Consider the following 19,317-nt stretch of genomic DNA (forward strand, 5'->3'; position numbering starts at 1 on the left):
CCTAGGGAGGGGCAGCATATGTTGGTAAATCTGGAGAAAATCTTGTTGGGGTTGGGCGCTTTGGCGGTGATCGCCTTGGGGGTGTTGATCACCTCCAATGTGATCGCCCGCGCGCTCTTTGCCAGTCAGGTGCCCGATAGCGTGACCATGGTGCGAGAGCTCATGGTCGCCGCCATCCTGCTGCCCCTCGCCGCCGCCACCGCTGCCCGCGCGCATGTCTCGGTCGCTTTTGTGACCGACCGATTTCCCGACCGCGCGCGTTCGGTGCTGATCGTTGCAGGCTCTGCCATCGGAATGCTGGCGCTGGCGCCGCTGATCTATTCCGGCGGGCGCGAGTTCTTTGCCGTGGTCGAGAAGGGCAGCTTTTTCTATGGCGACCTCAATCTGCCGAAATGGCCCGGGCGGCTTTTGTTCCTGATCGGGATGATCGCGACCTTCCTGCGACTGGCCGAACTGACGTGGCGCGATGGGCGCACCGTGCTGACGGGCGGCGTGGTGTCGGACGAACAACAACACGCTGCTGACCTGATGGTTGAAAAGGACGTGCTGTAATGGATGCTTCGACCATCGGAATGATCGCCTTTGCCGCGGTGCTGATCCTGCTCGCCCTGCGCGTGCCAATTGCCTTCACGCTGGCGGCAGTGGCAACCGTCGCTACCTTCTTTATCTTCGCCTTCCGCACCGGCACCTTCATGCCCGAACGTGCGATCAAGGCGACGACTTCGATGGTGTTTTCCAACTCCTTCGACCTCATTCACTCCTACGACCTGTCGATGATCCCGCTTTTCGTGGCGCTTGGACATATCGCCTATCGTGCCGACATCACGACCAAGATTTATCACGCCGCCAAAGTCTGGCTGACCCGCCTGCCGGGTGGTGTCGCCATGGCAAGTGTTATGGGCTGCGGCGGGTTTTCCGCGATCACCGGTTCATCCATCGCCTGCGCCTCGACCATGGGTAAGATCTGCACACCCGAGATGCTGCGCATGGGCTATGACCCGCGTTTGGCCACGGCCTCGGTCGCGGCGGGGGGCACATTGGGCTCGCTCATTCCCCCGTCGGTTCTGTTCATCATCTACGGCATCTTCACCGAGACTTCGATCTCGTCGCTATTCCTCGCGGGTGTTCTGCCGGGGCTGCTGACGCTGGCGGGCTTTGTGCTGGTCATCGCCGTCTGGGTCTGGCGCGATCCGGCGGTAGCACCCTCGACCGACCAACGCTACACCGCGCGTGAGCGTTGGCAGGCGGCCCTTGATAGCTGGCCCGCGATCTTGCTGTTCGTGCTTATCATCGGCGGCATCTACGGCGGTATCTTCACCGCGACCGAGGCTGCCGCCGTCTGCGTCGTCTCCGCTACGCTGATCGGTTTCGTGCAGCGCAAACTGGATTGGGCTGGCCTCTGGGCCGCGGTCAAGGAGACCTGCGTGCAGACCTCCGCGATCTTCCTCATCGCCGCCAGTGCCAAGATCTTTGTGGCCTTCGTCGCGCTGACGGGTGTCGCGGGCACCATCGTTGGGTTCGTCTCAGACGCGCAGATGTCGCTGGTTGTGCTGATGCTCTGCATCGCGCTCATCTATCTGCTCTTGGGCATGTTCCTTGATCCCATCGGCATCATGGTGCTGACCCTGCCGCTGATGATCCCACTGGTGGAAAGCTATGACCTCAACCTCATTTGGTTCGGCGTCGTGGTCATCAAACTGCTGGAGATCGGCCTGATTACACCGCCCGTCGGCTTGAACGTCTTTGTCATCGCCAATGTGGTGGGCCGCGAAGCGCCGATTGACAAGATCTTTGCGGGCATCACCCGGTTCCTCAGCGTCGATTTCATCGTGCTGATCCTGATCATGTCCTTCCCGATGATCTCGCTTTTGATTCCGATGGCGGCAAGATGAACAAGGCGGCGTCTGATACCGTCACGGACCGTAAGTTCGCCAATACGCTGGCGCGGGGTCTTGGCATTTTGCGTGCCTTCCGCGCCAGCGACAGCGGGCTGAGCCACGCGCAAATCGCCGAGCGGACGGGCCTGCCGAAACCTACCGTTTCGCGGCTGACCTATACGCTGTGCGAACTGGGCTATCTGGCACACGGCGGGCGCAACGATAAGTTCCGGCTCGGGCCTGCGGCGATTGCGCTTGGCTCGGTCGCCTCTGTCGCGGTCAGCTTTGTTGATATGGCGTCAGATGCGATGCAGCAACTGGCCGATGAGACCCGCACGCTGGCGCTGATTGCCGTGCGCGATGGCGACCGGATGATGCTGGTGCGCACATGGCGTCCGCATACCGCCTCGACCATCTGGTTGGAGCCGGGCCATCGCATCCCGGTCTATGGCTCTTCTTCCGGTCTCGCCACGCTGGCCAGTCTGGACGAGAACCGTTTTGACGCGCTGGAGCCGGATGACCGGCTGCGCAATTTCCGCCGCGAGGGGTATGAGCAGCTTTTGGCGCAGGGCTTTGTCCTCGCCCCGCCCGAGACGCGTTATGCCCGCAGCATCAACGCTGTGAGCGTGCCTTATTACGCAGGGGAATTCGGCGAACCCGTCGCCTTCACCTGCGGCGCTTTGCCGGGTGACTTGCCCGACAGCCGCATTCTGTCACAAGTGGGGCCAGCGCTGCGTGACGTGGTCAGCGGCATCGAACAACGCACCGGACGGGCACCGGCCCTATCCCGGCGCGGATAGATCAAGGAGTTACTGATATGACTGACAAGATTGCCTATTCCCGCCATGACGACATCGTCGTGCTGCGCATTCAAAACCCGCCCGTCAACGCGCTGAGCCAAGCCGTGCGGCAGGGGCTGGCCGACGGCATGGACCGTGCCGAGGCTGAAGACGGCGTGCGCGCCGTGATGATCGTGGGCGAGGGCCGCGCCTTTATCGCGGGCGCCGACATCACCGAATTCGGCAAGCCGCCGATGGAGCCGTTCCTGCCTGACCTGTGCAACCGGATCGAAGCCTCGCCGCTTCTGGTCGTGGCGTCCATGCATGGCGTGAGCCTTGGCGGCGGTCTCGAAGTGGCGCTTTCGGCGCATTACCGCATCGCCCAGCCCTCGGCCCGTGTCGGCCTGCCCGAAGTTCACCTTGGCCTGATCCCCGGCGCAGGCGGAACCCAGCGTCTGCCGCGCCTTATCGGCGTGGAACCCGCGCTCGACGCGATCACCACGGGCCGCCATATTAAGGCACCGCAGGCGCTGGAGATGGGCATCGTCGACCGCGTGGAGGAGGGCGATCCGCAGGAGGTCGGTCTCGCCTACGTCCGCGAATTGCTCGACAGCGGTGCCGAGCGTCGCCCGATCTGCGAGATGCCCGCGCCTGCGCCGATCGACTGGGATGCCGCCTATGAAGTGACGCTGAAGAAAGGCCGCGGCCAGATTTCCCCCGCTGAGGCCGTCCGCGCCGTGCAGGCGGGTGTCGAGAAACCCTTCGAAGAAGGCATGAAAGCCGAGCGCCGCATCTTCTCGGAACTGATGAACACCGACCAGCGGCAGGGCATGATCCACGCCTTCTTCTCCGAGCGCGCGGTGAGCAACCTGCCCGAACTTAAGGGCGTCGAGCCGCGCGAGCTGAAAGCCATTGGCGTGATCGGCGGCGGCACCATGGGGGCAGGCATCGCCACGGCGGCGCTCTTGTCGGGCTTCTCGGTCGTGCTGATCGAGATGAAGGACGAAGCCGCCAAGGCCGCGCACGACCGCATTTCGGGCAACCTGCAGGGCGCGCTGAAACGCGGTAAAATCGATCAGGCGAAGTTCGATCACCTGACTGGTGACGCCCTCAAAGTCTCGACCGACTACGACAGCCTGTCGGACGTCGATCTGGTGGTCGAAGCGGTCTTCGAGGATATGGACGTGAAAAAGCAGGTCTTCGGCAAGCTCGACGCCGTCTGCAAACCGGGCTGCGTGCTGGCCTCCAACACCTCCTATCTCGACGTGAACGAGATCGCCGCCTCCACCAAGCGCCCCGAGGACGTGATCGGGCTGCACTTCTTCTCGCCCGCGCATGTGATGAAACTGCTTGAAGTCGTGGTCGCCGACAATACCGCGAAAGATGTTGTCGCCACGGGCTTTGCCCTTGGCAAGGCGCTCGGCAAGATCAGCGTGCGCGCGGGCGTCTGCGATGGCTTCATTGGCAACCGCATCCTCGCCACCTACCGCACCGCGGCGGACCACATGGTGCTGGACGGCGCCAGCCCCTACAAGATCGACGCGGCACTTGAGAAATTCGGCTTTGCCATGGGCCCCTTCGCCGTGGCCGATCTCGCTGGGCTCGACATCGGCTGGGCCACGCGCAAGCGCAAGGCCGCCACGCGCCACCCCGAGGAGCGTGTACCGACCTATATCGACCGGCTCTGCGAACAGGGGCACTTCGGCCAGAAGACCGGCCAAGGCTACTACATCTACGAAAAGGGCAAACGCGGCGGCACGCCGAACCCTGAGATCACCCGCCTGATCGAGGAAGAGCAAAAGGAACGCGGCATCACCCCGCGCGAGTTCACCGACGCCGAAATCGTGCGCCGCTACATGTGCGCCATGGTCAACGAGGCCGCCAAGGTGCTGGAAGAGGGCATCGCCAAACGCCCGCTCGACATCGATATGACGCTGCTCTTTGGCTACGGCTTCCCGCGTTACTGGGGCGGTCCGATGAAATGGGCCGACATTCAGGGCCTGCCCAACGTCCTCGCCGCGATCGAAGGCTTTGCCGAGAAAGACCCTTGGTTCTGGAAACCAGCGCGGCTGCTGGTCGAACTGGTCAAGACCAACCGCACTTTTGATGATCTGAACAAGGAAGCTGCCAAATGAAACAGGCTGTCATCGTCTCCGCCGTCCGCACCGGGCTGGCCAAATCCTTCCGCGGGTCATTCAACATGACCCACGGTGCCACCATGGGCGGCCATGTCGTCGCCGAGGCCGTCAAACGCTCGGGTGTCGATCCGTCGGCCATCGAAGACGTCATGATCGGCTGCGGCTACCCCGAAGGCGCCACCGGCTCGAACATCGCGCGGCAGATCGCCCTGCGCGCGGGCCTGCCGGTCACCGCCTCGGGCGTCACCGTGAACCGCTTTTGCTCGTCGGGTCTGCAAACCGTCGCCATGGCCGCCAATGCGATCTGCATGGAGGGCGCAGGCCCGATGGTCGCGGGCGGGGTCGAAAGCATCTCGATGATCCAGCCGGATGTGAAATCGGTCAAGGAAGCCTGGCTTCTGGAGCATAAGCCCGAGGTCTACATGGCGATGATCGACACCGCCGACATCGTGGCCAAACGCTACAACATCAGCCGTGAGGATCAGGACGCCTACGCTCTGCGCAGCCAGCAGCTCATCGCCAAAGCGCAGGAGGCCGGCCTCTTTGACGACGAGATCGTGCCGATGCAGACCACCATGGGCGTGCAGGACAAGGAGACCAAGGAGATCTCCACCCGCGAGGTCACCGTGGACCGCGACGAGTGCAACCGCCCCACCACCACGCTCGAAGGGCTTGCGGGCCTGACGCCCGTGCGCGGCGAGGGGGCCTTCATCACCGCAGGCAACGCCAGCCAGCTTTCTGATGGTGCCGCGGCCCTCGTGCTGATGGACAGCAAAGAGGCCGAGCAGCAGGGCCTGCAAGCCATGGGCGCGTTCCGTGGCTTCGCCGTCGCGGGCTGCGAACCTGACGAGATGGGCATCGGCCCGGTCTTTGCCGTGCCACGTCTCTTGGAACGTCATGGGTTGACCGTCGACGACATCGACATCTGGGAGTTGAACGAAGCCTTCGCCAGCCAAGCGCTTTACTGCCGCGACAAACTCGGCATCGACCCCGACAAATGCAACGTGAACGGGGGATCCATCGCCATCGGCCACCCCTTCGGCATGACCGGGGCGCGGATGACCGGGCACATCCTGCGCGAAGGCCACCGCCGCGGCGCGAAACTCGGCGTCGTGACGATGTGCATCGGCGGCGGCATGGGGGCGGCTGGCCTCTTCGAAATCTACTAAAGGGGGCCGAGATGGACCTGAGCTATACAGACGAAGAACGCGCCTTCCGTGAGGAGGTGCGTCAATTCCTCGCCGAGAAACTGCCCAAGGAGCTTTCTGAAAAGGTGCGCCGCGGGCAGGAGCTTTCGAAGGATGACCACGAGCGCTGGCACGCGATCTTGAACGACCAAGGCTGGCTGGCGACCAACTGGCCCAAGGAGTTCGGCGGGGCGGCGTGGAACGCCGTCCAGCGCCACATCTTCGAGGAAGAAGCCGCCGCCCATCACGCCCCGCGCATCGTGCCCTTTGGCCTGTCGATGCTGGCCCCCGTGCTGCAGAAATTTGGCTCGAAAGAGCAGCAGGACTACTGGCTGCCGCGCATCCTATCGGGCGAAGACTGGTGGTGTCAGGGTTATTCCGAGCCGGGCGCCGGGTCGGACCTCGCCTCGCTCAAGACCACCGCGGTGAAGGACGGCGACCATTACATCGTCAACGGCCAGAAGACATGGACCACGCTGGGCCAGCACGCCAACATGATCTTCTGCCTCGTGCGCACAGACAAGGACGTGAAACAGCAAGAGGGCATCTCCTTCCTGCTGATCGACATGGAAACGCCCGGTATCACCGTGCGCCCGATCATCCTGCTGGATGGCGGCGCCGAGGTGAACGAGGTCTTCTTTGACAACGTGAAAGTGCCCGCCGAGAACCTTGTGGGCGAAGAGAACAAGGGCTGGACCTACGCCAAGTACCTGCTGACCCATGAGCGCACCAATATCGCCGGTGTCGGCTTCTCCCAAGCGGGCCTGTCGGCCGTCAAACGCATTGCCAAATCCGAAATGGCCGGGGGCCGCCCGCTGATCGAGAACCCGCATTTCGCCGCCCGTGTGGCGCAGGCGGAGATTGATCTGATGGCGATGGCCACGACCAACCTGCGCATCATCTCCAAGGCCGCCGCAGGGCAGGCACCGGGTGTGGAAAGCTCCATGCTCAAGGTCAAAGGCACGATTATCCGTCAGGAAATCAACGATCTGGCGCGCCGTGCGGCTGGCGTCTATGCGATGCCCTTCGCCTCGGAAGCGGTGGCAGGCAGCAACGACGCGCTGCCCGATCCGAACGAGGCCGGCCCGGTGGCCGCGCAGTATTTCAACAACCGTAAGCTGTCGATCTTTGGCGGCTCTAACGAAATCCAACGGCAGATCATCGCCAAGACAACGCTGGGAGGTGCAAAATGAATTTCGACCTGACCGAAGAACGCCAGATGCTGCAAGACAGCCTGCGCCGTTTCCTGCGGGATAAGTACGACACCGCCACGCGCAACGGCATTCTGGAAAGCGAAGCAGGCTTTTCTGCTGATATCTGGAACGGCTTGGCCGAATTGGGCGTCATCGGCGCGCTGTTCACCGAAGAGCAGGGCGGCTTTGGTGGCGCGGGTTTCGACGTGACCACCGTGTTCGAAGAACTGGGCCGCGCCGGTGTGGTCGAGCCGCTGCTCGACAGCGCCGTTCTGGCTGGCGGCTTGATTGCCGATCTTGGCAGTGAAACGCAGCAGGAGCATATTGAGGCGCTGATCGGCGGCATGTTGCAACTGGCCTTTGCCCATGGCGAGCCGACCAGCCGCTATGACCTTGAGCGCGTCACCACCACCGCGTCGCAAAACGGCGGGGACATCGTGTTGAATGGTCGCAAAGCCGTCGTCGCCAATGCGGAGGCTGCCGACATGCTCGTCGTCTCTGCCCGCGAAAGCGGAGAGGCTGGCGATCAGGCGGGCATTTCGCTGTTCCTTGTGCCAGCGGATACCAAAGGGCTCACCGTCACGGGCTACGCCCTGCTGGCCGGTGGCCGCGCCGCCGAAGTCACGCTGGACGATGTGACTCTGCCCGAAAGCGCCCGCTTGGGCGAGGCTGGCAAGGCGTTTGACGCCATCGAGGCCCGTGTGGCCGTGGCGACAACTGCACTCTGCGCGGAAACGCTGGGCGCGATGGAAACCGCCTGCGATCTGACCCGCGAATACCTCGGCACGCGCAAGCAGTTCGGCCGCCCGATTGGCAGCTTCCAAGCGCTGGCGCACCGCATGTCGGACCTGCTGATTGACCTCGAACAGGCGCGCTCTGCCGTGATTAATGCCGCAGGCCATCTGGCCGACGACCGCGCCAGCCGCGAGCGTCACGTCTCAGCCGCAAAGAACCTGATGGGCCGCGTGGGCCGTCTGGTGGCCGAAGACACGATCCAAATGCATGGTGGCATCGCCATGACGCAGGAGTATGAACTCGCGCATATCGCCAAACGCATCACCATGGCGGACCACCGCTTTGGCGACACTGACCATCATTTGGAGCGGTTCATTGCACTATCCGCCGCATGAGGCACCGACCAGCGGGGTTCAACAGCTGATCGGGTTTCAACCCGACCTGTCGAACCCCGATGGCAGCACCCGCGTGACGCTCGATATCGGCCCACAGCACCTGAATGTCTCGGGCGTGCTGCACGGCGGCTTGCATACGCTGCTATTGGATGTGGCCACGGGCTTTGCCTGTGCGCGGCACTGCGCGATGAGCGGGCCTTTCGTGCCGATGCTGACCCTGTCGCTGACCACCGATTACATCTTGGCGGTGCGCGAGGGCAAAGTCGTTGCCACGGGGCGTGTCACGGGCGGGGGGTACAAAATCCTCTATGCCGAGGCGCAGTTGCATGATGCCGAGGGCAAGCTGCTGTCGCGTGCGACGGGCGTTTTCAAAAGGGCTAAAACATGAGCGCACGGATTGAAGACCGCGGCGATCGGTTGATCGTCTGGAACGGCAATGCCGAGAAACGCGGGGCGCTGACGCCAGAGCTTTATGAAGCGATTGCAGAGGCGATGCGCATGGCCGAAGACCCGCGCATCCGCGCGGTGATCCTCACTTCTGAGGGGCGCTTTTTCTGTGCGGGGGGCGACCTTAACGTGCTGATCGAACGCCGCAAATTGACCGAGGCCGAACGCCGCGAGCGGGTGGACGGTCTGCATAATCTGGTCCGCGCCATGCGTGCTTGCCCGGTGCCTGTCATCGCCGCCATCGAAGGTGGCGCTGCCGGGGCGGGCCTGTCTCTGGCGCTGGTCTGCGACATGATCGTGGCTTGCGAAGAGGCGCAGTTTACTGCCGCCTATGTGAAGGCCGGGTTGGTGCCTGACGCGGGGCTTACCGCGTCGCTTGCCCGGCTGTTGCCGCGGCCCTTGGCGATGGAGATGTGCCTTCTGGGCCGTCCCGTCATGGCGATGCGCTTTGCTGAACTCGGCGCGGTGAACCGCATCTGCGCCAATGGCAAAGCCTTGGACGAGGCGCTGATGCTGGCCGATACGCTCGCCGCCGGGCCGCGTGCCGCCCAAGGCGCGATCCGGCAGTTGGTGGCGCAGGCCTATGAGGCCGAAGAGGCCGATCAACTTGATGCCGAACGCAACGCCATGGCCCACGCCGCTGGCGGGGATGAGGCCGCCGAAGGGATCGCGGCCTTTTTAGAAAAACGAAAGCCCCGGTTTTAGCCGGGCGGCGGCACTCGGAGGAGGGGGTCGCAGATAGGCAGGAGGAGACACCCATGAATGCCAGGGTACAGGATTTTCTAGCTGAGCAATTGGCGACCCGACCAGAGGCACCCGCGCTGAGCGATGCCAGCGGTGCCGCGTGGAGCTACGCCGATCTGGACCGTGCGCGCGTGGCTTTGGCCGCTGAGTTGCGCAGCGCGGGTGTGCAGGCGGGCGACCGCGTGCTTTTGATGGTGGAAAACTGTGTTGCGGCGGTGGCCTCGCTCTATGCCGCGTGGGAGTTGGACGCGGTGGCGATCCCCGTCAATGCCCGCCAGACCGAAGCCGAAGTCACCCGCATCATCGATCACGCCACCCCGGCGGCGGTGCTGCTGACCTGCGATGTCTCGCCCGAAGCGGCGGCCCACGCGGCGCGGCTGAACGCACGTGAGGTCTCGGGCGCTTTCGGCAGCCTGCACCTTGCCACACCGCTCCCCAGCAGTCCCGATGCTGATCTGCATGACGTGGCCGTGCTGCTCTATACCACCGGCACCACGGGCGACCCCAAGGGCGTGATGCTGACCCATTCCAACCTGCGCTTTGGCGCGCGGGCCTCGGCGGACCTGCGACAGATGGTGCCGGGTGATGTGGTCTATGGCGTCTTGCCGATGACCCATGTTTTCGGTCTGGTGTCTGTCTTGATGGCGGCAGTGAGCGCGGGGGCAAAGGTGCGGCAGGAGTCGCGTTTCTCGGCGGCGAAGCTCCACGCGGCGACCCACGAAGACGTGACGATCCTTCCCGCTGTGCCGCAGATGCACGCGCTGGTGATGCAGTACTCGCGCGAGCGCGGGATGCCCAAACTGGAAAGCCCCAAGCTGCGCTATGTTTCATCAGGCGGCGCACCGCTGGACCCGGCGTGGAAACGCAAGGCCGAGGCGTTTTATGAACTGCCGCTGCAAAACGGCTTTGGCATGACCGAGACATGCTCGGGCGCCTCGGCCACCACCAACGCGCTTGGCTCGCCCGATACGTCGGTCGGACCGGTCACGCCGGGCACCGAATGCAAGATCGACGACCAAGCCCCCGGCGGCAATGGCGCGGGCGAGGGTGAAGTGCTGGTGCGCGGCCCGCATGTGATGAAAGGCTACTACCGCAACCCGACCGAGACCGACAAAGCCATCGACGCCGAGGGCTGGCTGCACACCGGCGATCTGGGCAAGCTCGATGAGAATGGGCGGTTGCACATCCTCGGGCGCAGCAAGGAATTGATCATTCACGGCGGTTTCAACGTTTATCCGCCCGAGGTCGAAGCCGCGTTGAACGATCACCCGCGCGTGGTGCAATCGGCCGTGGTCGGACGGCGGCGCGAAGGCGACGAAGAGGTGCTGGCCTTCGTGCAGGTGGCACCGGGGGACGAGGTGACCGCAGAGGAGTTGCGCAGTTTCGTCAAAGAGCGGTTGACCGGCTACAAGCGGCCCGCGCAGATCATTGTGGCCACGGACCTGCCCGCTGCACCCACGGGCAAGATCCTGAAACATCGTCTGCTGACGACCTTTGCCGACCGGCTGGAGGGCTAGGCGCGACTTGAACCGCGCCCGGCCAGATCAAACATAGGTGCCTTCGGCGGCGGCGCGGATCGCGCGGATGTTCTCGCCGTAGGGCGCAGGGTCGCTGACCGATCCGCCCTTGAAGACGGCGGAGCCCGCCACCAGCACATCTGCTCCGGCCTGCGCCACCAGCGGCGCGGTCTTGGGGTCGACGCCGCCGTCGATCTCAATATGCACGGGCCGGTCGCCGATCATCGCGCGCAGCTCGCGGATTTTGGCTGTCATGTCGATGAACTTCTGCCCGCCGAAGCCGGGGTTCACGGTCATCACACAGATCAGGTCGACCATGTCGAGCAGTTCGGCCACCGCGCTGGCTGGCGTGCCGGGGTTGAGTGCCACTCCCGCCTTCGCGCCCGCGCCGCGGATCGCCTGAAGCGTGCGATGGATATGGGGGGTAGCCTCGACATGGGCGGTGATCACATCGGCGCCCGCCTTGGCGAAGGCTTCGATATAGGGATCGACCGGGGCGATCATCAGATGCACGTCCATCACGCCCTTGATGTGGGGCCGGATCGCCGCGCAGGTGGCGGGGCCGAAGGTGATGTTGGGCACGAAATGCCCGTCCATCACATCCACATGCACCCAGTCCGCGCCTTGCGCCTCGATGGCTTCGCATTCGGCGCCGAAGTTGGCGAAATCGGCGGCAAGGATGGAGGGGGCGATCTTGATCGAACGGTCGAATGTCATGGGGCAGCCCTTTGTTGCAGAGGTTGGCTTCTCTTAACGGCTGCGCGCTTTTTGCGAAAGGGGTTAGAGGTCGAGTTCCAGCACACCGCCTGCCTCTGCCGCGCGGGACTGGCAGAGGATGATCGCGCCTTCGCGCTGCTTGGCCGAGAGCACGAAGTCGCGGTGTTCGACCGCGCCGCCGCGCAGGCCGCATTTACAGACGCCGCAGATACCATCGCTGCATTTCAGATCCACCGGCACCCCCGCCGCGATCAGCGCGTCGGCGGCTGTTTCCTCGGCAGAGACGGCGATTTCACGGCCAGAGCTGAGTTTCAGCGTGAAGGGGTGATTGACGTAATCCGGCACCTCGGGGGTTGAGAAATATTCCAGATGCCGCGCGTCTTCGGGGATGCCAGCGGCCTCGGCGGCGGCCATGACCGATTGCATGTAGGCGTCCGCGCCGCAGGTGTAGACATGGGCGCCCGGTGCGCTGCGTTCCATGATGGCGGGTAGGTCGGCGCGGGTGCTCTCAGCCGAGATATGCAGGTGCACCCGGTCGGCCCAAGGAGCCTGCGCGAGTTCCTCGGCAAAGGCGGCGGCTTCGCGGTTGGAAGCAGAATAATGCAGATCAAAGGGCCGCCCAAGGGCGTGCAGCCGGTGCGCAAAAGCGATCATCGGCGTGATGCCGATGCCGCCGCCCATGAGCAGGCTATGCGGCGCGTCCTCGACCAGTTCAAAATGGTTCACCGGCTTTCCGACAAAGATCCGCCGCCCCTTGGTGAAGACCCGGTGGAGCAGGGCTGATCCGCCCCGGCCCGCGTCCTCGCGCAGTACCGCGATGCGATAGCGTTTGCGATCACTCGGATCACCCAGCAGGGAATAGGGGCGCAGGAATTCGGGGGCGACGACCAGATCGAGATGCGCGCCAGCGGTCCATGCGGGCAGGTCGTGGCCTTCGGGGTGGGCGATGTCATAAAGCGCTGTGGTCGCGTTCAGGTGGGTGACTTGTGTGATGCGCAGGTCAAGCACGGGGGTGTCGCTGCCGACTTTATAAAGATGCAAGTGATCGGTCTCGCCCGCTGCAGTCTTGCGGCGGTGCTCATCGGCGCTCAGCAGGGCCGCATGGGCAGCGATCCCGGCCTCGCGGTTCATCGGATCGGGGTAGGGCCAAGGGTGCGGGGCCAGCGGGGCGGGGTAGACGGCAAGCGTTTGGTCCTCGAACTTGAGATCGAGATCGGGTTGCAGGTCACGGGCGTTCACCGGCTGGGCAGGCGTGTCGAACTGGCCCGAGGGTTTGCGTTCGATGTCCCACCACCACTTTTTGACCGGGTTCAGACGGCCCTTGCCGACCTTGTCATCCAGCTTGGCCAAGAGCGGTGCGGCGGCGGGGATGTTGGAGGCGGCCCAGCGGAAGGGCGCTTCGGCGAACAGCCCCTCGAGGTTCCACGGGCAGGTCTTCATGCAGCGCCCGCACATTGCGCCGCCTTGGTTGGTGATCCGGTAGGTAGCGCATTTCTGGCTGTCAGATTTCCAGATTTCATAGCCGTTGAACATTTTTTTCGGCCCGGCGGTGATCGCCCCCGAGGGGCACTCGCGGGCGCATTTATTGCAGGCTTCGCAGAACTTTTGCAGGCCAAAGTCGATGGGCTTTTCATGGGCAACGGGCAGGGTGGTAGTGACCACGCCAGATTTCAGGCGCGGGCCGAGGAAGGGATTAAGGATCACTTCGCCGATGCGAGAGACTTCGCCCAAGCCCGCGAGCAACAAAAGCGGCGGCTGCAGCACGTCGCCATCCATCACCGTATGCGCTTTGGCCGCGTGGCCCAAGTTGCGCAGGTGCTGGGCCATCACGCCGCCCAACATTGAAAACCGCAGATAGGCCCGCATGGATTGCGACACGGCGATCCAATCGTCGCCCGAAGACCCCTCCATCGTGTCAAAGCCTTGGTCGATGATGAGGCTCAGCGCTTGGTTATGCGGCGGGGTGATCGGGGTGCCGGTGGCATCATGGCTGTACCATGTCCAATCGGGGCAGGCCGAGAGGCCCGCAGCATCGGACCCCAGAAAATAGCTCGCTGCCTTGAGGTTCGCGGCATTGCGGGCGCTGTCTGTCATCGCAGGGGCGGCATCGTTCACTGGCCCATCTTGCAGCAGGATTAACGCGCCCAGCAGGCGGCGCTGCGCGGCGGAGGGGGCGGATTTCACCACATGGTGCCCGCCTTTCATGGCGTTCTGCACCTTTGGCCCCATGTCGCCGAACTGCCCGCGTGCGAAAAGATCGCCGCGTTTCGGCACGCGCGGCACGTTCGGCTCGTCGATATAGGTGGTCGGCTCGTCCACCCGTTTTAGCGTCTCAAACGGATGCGGCCCTGCGGCATAGTCGCGTCGGGCATAAGGATCGACATCGCGGGCGCTGACCCCGCCGTGGGTGCCAAGCTGCCAATGCGGGCCTTTGAGCACCGACCACGGTTGTTCGGAGAGCGGAGCGAGCGGCATATCAGCCGCAAGCTCCATATCAGTCGTCACCACGGCGAGCCCGAAGCGTGGACCGATCCACGGCGCTTGCAGCCTACCGTCTTCCCAAACCGCCAGGCCCGCCGCCACGGCCAGTTGGCCGAGGTTCACATCGGCGGTGGTGGCGGAGTGCACCTTGGCCGCGAAGCCCAACTGCCGGATGTATTCGGCCAGCACCGTGGCGTTCTCGGTCCCGCGTAGGCAGGCGCGCTCGGCTTGGGCGTCGATGATCCAATCACTGCCCGGCTCATCCTTGCGCGGATCGCGGGGATAGGCGGTGAGAACCACCAGCGCGTGGCTGTGACTGTCGATCAAGGTTTCGGGCGCGTCTACCGCGTCGCGCAGGTTCGCCATGATGACATCGACCCCGGCAGCGAGCGTCTTGGTCTGGCGGTTGCGCAGGTCATCGGCCAGCTGCGCGGTGCCCTCGCTTCGGCGCGGGGTGGGCAGCCGTACCTCTTGCGGAAGGGCGCAGATGCCCATCATCGAGGCATCGTTGTAATAACCGAAAGATTTGAGGTGGTTGGCGCGTTCCACCGGGCTGGCGGGGATCACCGCGCCTGCGGTGTTGATCGGCCCATCCCGAAGCACGTCCATCATCGCCTGAAAGGGCGCCATGGCGTTGCAGATGCTCTGCGGCGTCTCGGGCCGCTCAAACCGTAACACCGGCATGGGCGCGTCCGGCAGTTGGTCATGGGGGGCATGCAACCGGCGCAGCCGCTCCAACGGGAAGGGGCCGAGGTGCATGGGGCGGGACTTGGATGAAAAGAGCTTCATGGCAAATCGATGCCACGCTTTGAAATGATATGCCAGTCCCGGTTGTGGCCACTGAGGGCGCTCTCGCTTGACTTTCGGTCTGGCCGCCGACCATGCTGCGGCAAAATTGGAGGAGTGAGATTATGACCCTGTTCAACCGCCGTCAGGCCATCGCAACCTTGGGCGCCGCAACCGCTGTGGGGCTGGCAGCTCCGGCACTGGCGCAGAACCGCAAGATCACCGTAGGCGCGCTGCGTTTCACCAGCCACGCGGGCAGCTTTGTCGGCTTTGAGCGGGGCTATTTTAAAGAGGCCGGGCTGGACGTCGAACTGCGCTTTTTCGAGGCCGCGCAGCCGATGGCCGTGGCGATTGCCAGCGGCGATGTGGACTATGCGATCACCGCGATTTCCGGCGGCTTGGTGTCGCTGGCGCAAAAGGGCGCGGTCAAGGTTATCGGTGGCGGTCTGCAAGAAGAGCCGGGCATCGATGGACAGAAGTTCCTCGTCTCCGACGCGGCTTATCAAGCGGGCATCACAGCGCCGGGCATGTTGGATGGCAAAAGCTTTGGCATGACGCAGGCGGGATCGTCCTTCCACTACATGGGCTCCAAAATGGCCGAGGCGGAGGGGATTGAGCTGAAGTTCAAGCCGCTGCAAAAGGTCGGCGCGGTGATCGGCGCGCTGAAGTCAGGCCAGATTGATGCGTGGTCTATCGTGCCGCATATCGCCAAGCCGTTGGCCGGGTCGGGTGCCGTGCATATCATCGGCGATGTGGCGACCTATCTGCCGGATTATCAGGTGACCACGGTTTTTACCTCGACCAAGAATGCCAGTGATGAGCAGGAAATGACTCAGAATTTCCTCGCCGGTTATTCCAAGGGCGTGGCCGATTACAACGCCGCGATGATCGCCAAGGAGGACGGCGATGCGGGCGTGGATGAGATGGTCGACCTGATCCATAAATATGTCTACACCGACCGCCCGCGCGACAAGGCTGCTCCGTCGATCATCAACGGCACCATGCGCCTGAACGAAGGTGCCAAGTTGAACGTCGCCTCCGTGCGCGACCAGTTGGAGTGGTTCCAGTCCGAAGGGCTGGTCGATGCCGACATCACGCTGGAGACGCTGATCGACACTTCTTATGTCGAGACGATGGGCAGCTAAGCGCGTTGCTTGCGTGATATGATTGCTTTGTAAAGGCGCGTTCCCCTCGGGCGCGCCTTTACCTTTTGCTCCCGCAGGTTGGGATTTCCGGCAGGCATCACTGGCAATGCAGCCGCACCAAGATACCTTTGGTGTTGATACGGGGCCAAGCCCCTGACCATAAAACGGGAATATGCAGTGAGCGACGGCAGTTTTTTCGCCCTGAACGGCTATCATTTCGCCTTGGGGGCCGTCGGCGCCGTGGTTATCCTTGCCCATTGGCTGCCCCGCTTTTTCAGTCGGCGAGAGCCTGCGGCCTCGGGACTGCTGATCCTTTTGGGCATGGCCGTTTTCGCCCTTGTTCCCGGCATGCCGAGTTTTCCTGACCCGCGCGCCACCCCCTTTCCATGGGAGATCGTGTCGGAGCTTTGCGTGATCGTCGCGCTCTTCGCGACGGGGCTGCGGATCGATAGGCTTTCTGATTGGTCCCGCTGGGGGCCAACGGCGCGGTTGTTGGCACTGACCATGCCGCTGACGATCCTGTCGGTCGCCGTGATGGGCTGGGCCTTTGCCGGGATGACCGCAGCCGGGGCGATTTTGCTGGGCGCGGTGATGGCTCCGACCGATCCGGTTCTCGCGGCCGATGTGCAGGTCGGCCCGCCGCATGAGGGCGGAGAGCATCCGGTGCGTTTTGCGCTGACGACCGAGGCGGCGCTGAATGATGGATTGGCCTTTCCCTTTGTCTATCTTGGGATTTTGGTCGCAGCCGAGGGCTTGGCCCCGGCGGCTTGGGGTGTGGAGTGGCTGGCGCGCGATGTCTTTTGGCGCATCGCTGTGGGCACCGCGATGGGCGCGGCGGGCGGTTGGGCCTTGGGGCAGGTCTTGTTCGTCGTCCCGCGCAAGGCGGTTCTGGCCGAGACCTCCTCGGGCGTGGTGGCCTTGGCCGGTGTGCTCTTGTGCTATGGCACCACGGAATTGGTCGAAGGCTATGGTTTCATCGCCGTGGCAGTGGCCGGTCTGGTGATCCGGCGGGTTGAGGCAGACCACGAATTCCACCGCCGCTTGCATGACTTTACCGCCGCCGTTGAACACGCGCTGACGGCGCTTTTGCTGGTGGCGATTGGGGCGGTGCTGCCTGCCTTGCTGAGTGATCTGACCCTCGCCGGTGCGGTGATCGTGCTGGCATTGATCTTTGTCGTACGCCCTTTGGCGGCGTGGGTGGCGCTTTTGGGATCGCCGCTTGAAGCCCGCCCCCGCTGGGTCGTGGCGCTTTATGGCATCCGGGGGATCGGGTCGATCTACTACCTTGCCTATGCGGCGGGGAAGGTGGAGTTTCTGGACGAAGAGCCGCTTTGGGCGATGGTGGGTTTTGCGATCCTCGTGTCGACCTTGGTGCATGGGTTTACCGCCGGGATCGCGGTGGACGGGCTGAGCCGTAAAGAGGGTGAGCAGCCTTAAGCGCGCCTCTGGCGCAGAGCGGCTGTCCTGGTATGCGGATCGCACATTGCACGCGCGGCGTTTTTGCTGAAAAAGGGCGGCATGGACCTCAAGCTTTCCTCCGTCAGCCATTACTATGGCGATACCCAAGTGCTGCGTGATATCACGCTCGACATTCCCTCTGGCCAGATCGTTTGCATCGTTGGCCCCTCTGGCTGTGGCAAGTCTACCCTGCTGCGCATGCTCGGCGGGTTGGAGCGGCCCAGCGAAGGCCGCGTGTTGCAAATGGGCGAAGTGCCTGAGGGATGTCTGAACCCGCTCACCTATATTTTTCAGGATTTCGCCCTGCTGCCGTGGCGCACGGTGCGCGGCAATGTGGCGCTGGTGCTTGAGGATCACGGGCTGGGCAAAGCGCAGCGTGAGGCGATCATCGCTGATGTGCTGGCGCGGACCAAGTTGACCGATTTTGCAGATGCGCTGCCCAAACAGCTTTCGGGCGGCATGAAGCAGCGCGTGGCGATTGCCCGGGCGCTGGCGGTGAATCCGGCGGTGATGCTGATGGACGAGCCGCTGAGCGCGCTCGACAGTCAGACCCGCGAATTGCTGATGGACGACCTTGTGGCGCTCTGGACGCGGCAGCCGTTTACGGCGGTATATGTAACCCACAACCTCGCCGAAGCGGTGCGGCTGGGGCATAAGATCGTGGTGCTCTCGCGCCGTCCGGGCGAGCTGCGCGAGGTGGTGAACCTAGACATGCCCTTGGCCGAGCGGCGCCACGGCGACCCGGTATTGGAGGCGCAGCAACAGCACCTTTGGGGCTTGATGCGAGATGAGGCCGCGGCGGCGGATGCGGAGTTGATCGATGGCTGAGATGACAGATGCAAATGCCCGCGAAGTCACCTTTCGCGGCGGTGGTTTCCAGCCCGGCACGCGGCGGGGCGTGGGGCTTGCGGTCTTCGTGGTGCTGATCCTGCTTGCGGAATGGGGCAGGCGCAGCGGCTTTATCTCGGCCCTGACGCTGCCGCGGCCCAGCGATGTGCTGCTGACATTTCAAGAGCTTTACCAGTCGGGGATGCTGTTCAAACACCTCGGCCCCTCGCTGACCCGACTGGCCGTAGGCGCGCTGATCGGTGCCTCGCTGGGCATCGGGATTGGGGTGCTGATCGGGCTATTTTCCTTGGCACGCGCGGGGCTGGTGCCGCTGGTGGCGGCGATTTTCCCCATCCCCAAGATCGCGCTGTTGCCGCTGTTTGTGATTTGGTTTGGCATTGATGAGGCGAGTAAATACGCGCTGATCGCCTTTGGCACTTTCACGCCCACCGTTGTCGCCACCTATGCGGCGGTGGACAACGTGGACCGGGTGTTGATCCGCATGGGGCAGAGCTTTGGTTTGGGGTGGTGGTCGATTGTCTCGAAAATTGTGGTGCCGGGGGCGATGCCGGGGATCCTGTCGGGGCTGCGGATTTCGCTGACGATTGCGATTATCCTGTTGGTGGCGGCTGAGATGCTGGGCGCGGAATATGGGATCGGAGCGTATATTTTGCAGGCGGGGAGTCTGTATGATCTGGAGCGGTTGTTTGCGGGTGTGGTGATCCTGTCGCTGCTGGGCGTGGCGGTGTCTTCGGTGGTGGCCTTTGTGGAGCGGCGCGTTCTGAGCTGGCGGGTCTGAGGGTTTCGGAAGGGTCAGCGCCTGACCGCGGGTCGGCGATCTGACGTAAATTGGTCTCACTTTATTTCTCGGCTTTGATGTGCGGTCCGAG

General features: G+C 63.7%; 16 protein-coding genes. 14 read left to right on the forward strand and 2 right to left on the reverse strand.

All coding sequences use genetic code 11. From position 1 onward, the window contains the following. Nucleotides 1–18 precede the first annotated feature (18 nt). From O4H31_RS16020 to O4H31_RS16065, 10 genes are read left to right on the forward strand one after another with little or no spacing between them, the layout of a single operon-like run. On the forward strand, nt 19–552 hold the full coding sequence (locus O4H31_RS16020; RefSeq protein WP_269347394.1) for a TRAP transporter small permease: 534 nt from the start codon (nt 19–21) through the stop codon (nt 550–552). Further along, the gene (locus tag O4H31_RS16025) at nt 552–1,892 is read left to right on the forward strand and encodes a TRAP transporter large permease (RefSeq protein ID WP_067940100.1); all 1,341 of its coding nucleotides are present in this window, start codon (nt 552–554) and stop codon (nt 1,890–1,892) included. Before O4H31_RS16020 ends, O4H31_RS16025 begins: the two co-directional genes overlap by 1 nt. Next, a complete protein-coding gene (locus O4H31_RS16030; RefSeq protein ID WP_269347397.1) occupies nt 1,889–2,677 on the forward strand; it encodes an IclR family transcriptional regulator in 789 nt (262 codons plus the stop codon). The genes O4H31_RS16025 and O4H31_RS16030 overlap by 4 nt, the downstream gene beginning before the upstream one ends. A 17-nt stretch (nt 2,678–2,694) precedes the next feature. Beyond that, nucleotides 2,695–4,791 carry a 3-hydroxyacyl-CoA dehydrogenase NAD-binding domain-containing protein gene (locus tag O4H31_RS16035; RefSeq protein ID WP_269347399.1) on the forward strand — a complete coding sequence of 699 codons (2,097 nt, stop codon included), beginning with the start codon at nt 2,695–2,697 and terminating at the stop codon, nt 4,789–4,791. Continuing rightward, nucleotides 4,788–5,963, forward strand: a complete 1,176-nt coding sequence (locus O4H31_RS16040) for an acetyl-CoA C-acyltransferase (RefSeq protein ID WP_269347401.1) — start codon at nt 4,788–4,790, stop codon at nt 5,961–5,963. Before O4H31_RS16035 ends, O4H31_RS16040 begins: the two co-directional genes overlap by 4 nt. Before the next feature lie 11 nt (nt 5,964–5,974). Continuing rightward, nucleotides 5,975–7,174 (forward strand): acyl-CoA dehydrogenase family protein, encoded by a 1,200-nt coding sequence (locus O4H31_RS16045; protein WP_269347404.1) that lies wholly within the window; start codon nt 5,975–5,977, stop codon nt 7,172–7,174. Continuing rightward, entirely contained in the window at nt 7,171–8,304 is a 1,134-nt protein-coding gene (locus tag O4H31_RS16050; RefSeq protein WP_269347406.1) for an acyl-CoA dehydrogenase family protein, read from the forward strand. Before O4H31_RS16045 ends, O4H31_RS16050 begins: the two co-directional genes overlap by 4 nt. Then, nucleotides 8,285–8,692 carry a PaaI family thioesterase gene (locus O4H31_RS16055; protein WP_269347408.1) on the forward strand — a complete coding sequence of 136 codons (408 nt, stop codon included), beginning with the start codon at nt 8,285–8,287 and terminating at the stop codon, nt 8,690–8,692. The genes O4H31_RS16050 and O4H31_RS16055 overlap by 20 nt, the downstream gene beginning before the upstream one ends. After that, nucleotides 8,689–9,456: an oxepin-CoA hydrolase, alternative type gene (locus O4H31_RS16060; protein WP_269347410.1), complete on the forward strand. Its 768-nt coding sequence runs from the start codon at nt 8,689–8,691 to the stop codon at nt 9,454–9,456. The genes O4H31_RS16055 and O4H31_RS16060 overlap by 4 nt, the downstream gene beginning before the upstream one ends. Before the next feature lie 53 nt (nt 9,457–9,509). Beyond that, nucleotides 9,510–11,012 carry a class I adenylate-forming enzyme family protein gene (locus O4H31_RS16065; RefSeq protein WP_269347412.1) on the forward strand — a complete coding sequence of 501 codons (1,503 nt, stop codon included), beginning with the start codon at nt 9,510–9,512 and terminating at the stop codon, nt 11,010–11,012. A gap of 27 nt (nt 11,013–11,039) precedes the next feature. On the opposite strand, the gene rpe is transcribed toward O4H31_RS16065, so the two are convergent. Further along, nucleotides 11,040–11,729: a ribulose-phosphate 3-epimerase gene (rpe, locus tag O4H31_RS16070; RefSeq protein WP_259982738.1), complete on the reverse strand. Its 690-nt coding sequence runs from the start codon at nt 11,727–11,729 to the stop codon at nt 11,040–11,042. A 63-nt stretch (nt 11,730–11,792) separates the two neighbouring features. Beyond that, nucleotides 11,793–14,999, reverse strand: coding sequence for a 4Fe-4S double cluster binding domain-containing protein (locus O4H31_RS16075; protein ID WP_269347417.1), 3,207 nt, complete (start codon nt 14,997–14,999; stop codon nt 11,793–11,795). A 122-nt stretch (nt 15,000–15,121) separates the two neighbouring features. Here O4H31_RS16075 and O4H31_RS16080 point away from each other — a divergent pair, with 122 nt between their 5' ends. From O4H31_RS16080 to O4H31_RS16095, 4 genes are all read left to right on the forward strand, one after another. Next, the gene (locus O4H31_RS16080; RefSeq protein WP_269347419.1) at nt 15,122–16,141 is read left to right on the forward strand and encodes an ABC transporter substrate-binding protein; all 1,020 of its coding nucleotides are present in this window, start codon (nt 15,122–15,124) and stop codon (nt 16,139–16,141) included. 177 nt (nt 16,142–16,318) lie between these two features. Then, a complete protein-coding gene (locus O4H31_RS16085; protein ID WP_269347421.1) occupies nt 16,319–17,578 on the forward strand; it encodes a cation:proton antiporter in 1,260 nt (419 codons plus the stop codon). Nucleotides 17,579–17,659: 81 nt separating this feature from the next. Continuing rightward, complete coding sequence (locus tag O4H31_RS16090) at nt 17,660–18,427, forward strand: ABC transporter ATP-binding protein (protein ID WP_269347423.1); 768 nt, start codon at nt 17,660–17,662, stop codon at nt 18,425–18,427. Next, nucleotides 18,420–19,226, forward strand: coding sequence for an ABC transporter permease (locus O4H31_RS16095; RefSeq protein ID WP_269347425.1), 807 nt, complete (start codon nt 18,420–18,422; stop codon nt 19,224–19,226). The genes O4H31_RS16090 and O4H31_RS16095 overlap by 8 nt, the downstream gene beginning before the upstream one ends. The last annotated feature ends 91 nt before the right edge of the window (nt 19,227–19,317 follow it).

The organism is Sulfitobacter dubius (assembly GCF_027214245.1).
Classification (GTDB): domain Bacteria; phylum Pseudomonadota; class Alphaproteobacteria; order Rhodobacterales; family Rhodobacteraceae; genus Sulfitobacter; species Sulfitobacter dubius_A.

What these genes read in the sequence shown, in the direction of transcription:
- O4H31_RS16020 (WP_269347394.1), top strand. Translation starts at nt 19, where the DNA reads ATGTTGGTAAATCTGGAGAAAATCTTGTTGGGGTTGGGCGCTTTGGCG.
- O4H31_RS16025 (WP_067940100.1), top strand. Translation starts at nt 552, where the DNA reads ATGGATGCTTCGACCATCGGAATGATCGCCTTTGCCGCGGTGCTGATC.
- O4H31_RS16030 (WP_269347397.1), top strand. Translation starts at nt 1,889, where the DNA reads ATGAACAAGGCGGCGTCTGATACCGTCACGGACCGTAAGTTCGCCAAT.
- O4H31_RS16035 (WP_269347399.1), top strand. Translation starts at nt 2,695, where the DNA reads ATGACTGACAAGATTGCCTATTCCCGCCATGACGACATCGTCGTGCTG.
- O4H31_RS16040 (WP_269347401.1), top strand. Translation starts at nt 4,788, where the DNA reads ATGAAACAGGCTGTCATCGTCTCCGCCGTCCGCACCGGGCTGGCCAAA.
- O4H31_RS16045 (WP_269347404.1), top strand. Translation starts at nt 5,975, where the DNA reads ATGGACCTGAGCTATACAGACGAAGAACGCGCCTTCCGTGAGGAGGTG.
- O4H31_RS16050 (WP_269347406.1), top strand. Translation starts at nt 7,171, where the DNA reads ATGAATTTCGACCTGACCGAAGAACGCCAGATGCTGCAAGACAGCCTG.
- O4H31_RS16060 (WP_269347410.1), top strand. Translation starts at nt 8,689, where the DNA reads ATGAGCGCACGGATTGAAGACCGCGGCGATCGGTTGATCGTCTGGAAC.
- O4H31_RS16065 (WP_269347412.1), top strand. Translation starts at nt 9,510, where the DNA reads ATGAATGCCAGGGTACAGGATTTTCTAGCTGAGCAATTGGCGACCCGA.
- rpe (WP_259982738.1), bottom strand. Translation starts at nt 11,729, where the DNA reads ATGACATTCGACCGTTCGATCAAGATCGCCCCCTCCATCCTTGCCGCC.
- O4H31_RS16075 (WP_269347417.1), bottom strand. Translation starts at nt 14,999, where the DNA reads ATGAAGCTCTTTTCATCCAAGTCCCGCCCCATGCACCTCGGCCCCTTC.
- O4H31_RS16080 (WP_269347419.1), top strand. Translation starts at nt 15,122, where the DNA reads ATGACCCTGTTCAACCGCCGTCAGGCCATCGCAACCTTGGGCGCCGCA.
- O4H31_RS16090 (WP_269347423.1), top strand. Translation starts at nt 17,660, where the DNA reads ATGGACCTCAAGCTTTCCTCCGTCAGCCATTACTATGGCGATACCCAA.
- O4H31_RS16095 (WP_269347425.1), top strand. Translation starts at nt 18,420, where the DNA reads ATGGCTGAGATGACAGATGCAAATGCCCGCGAAGTCACCTTTCGCGGC.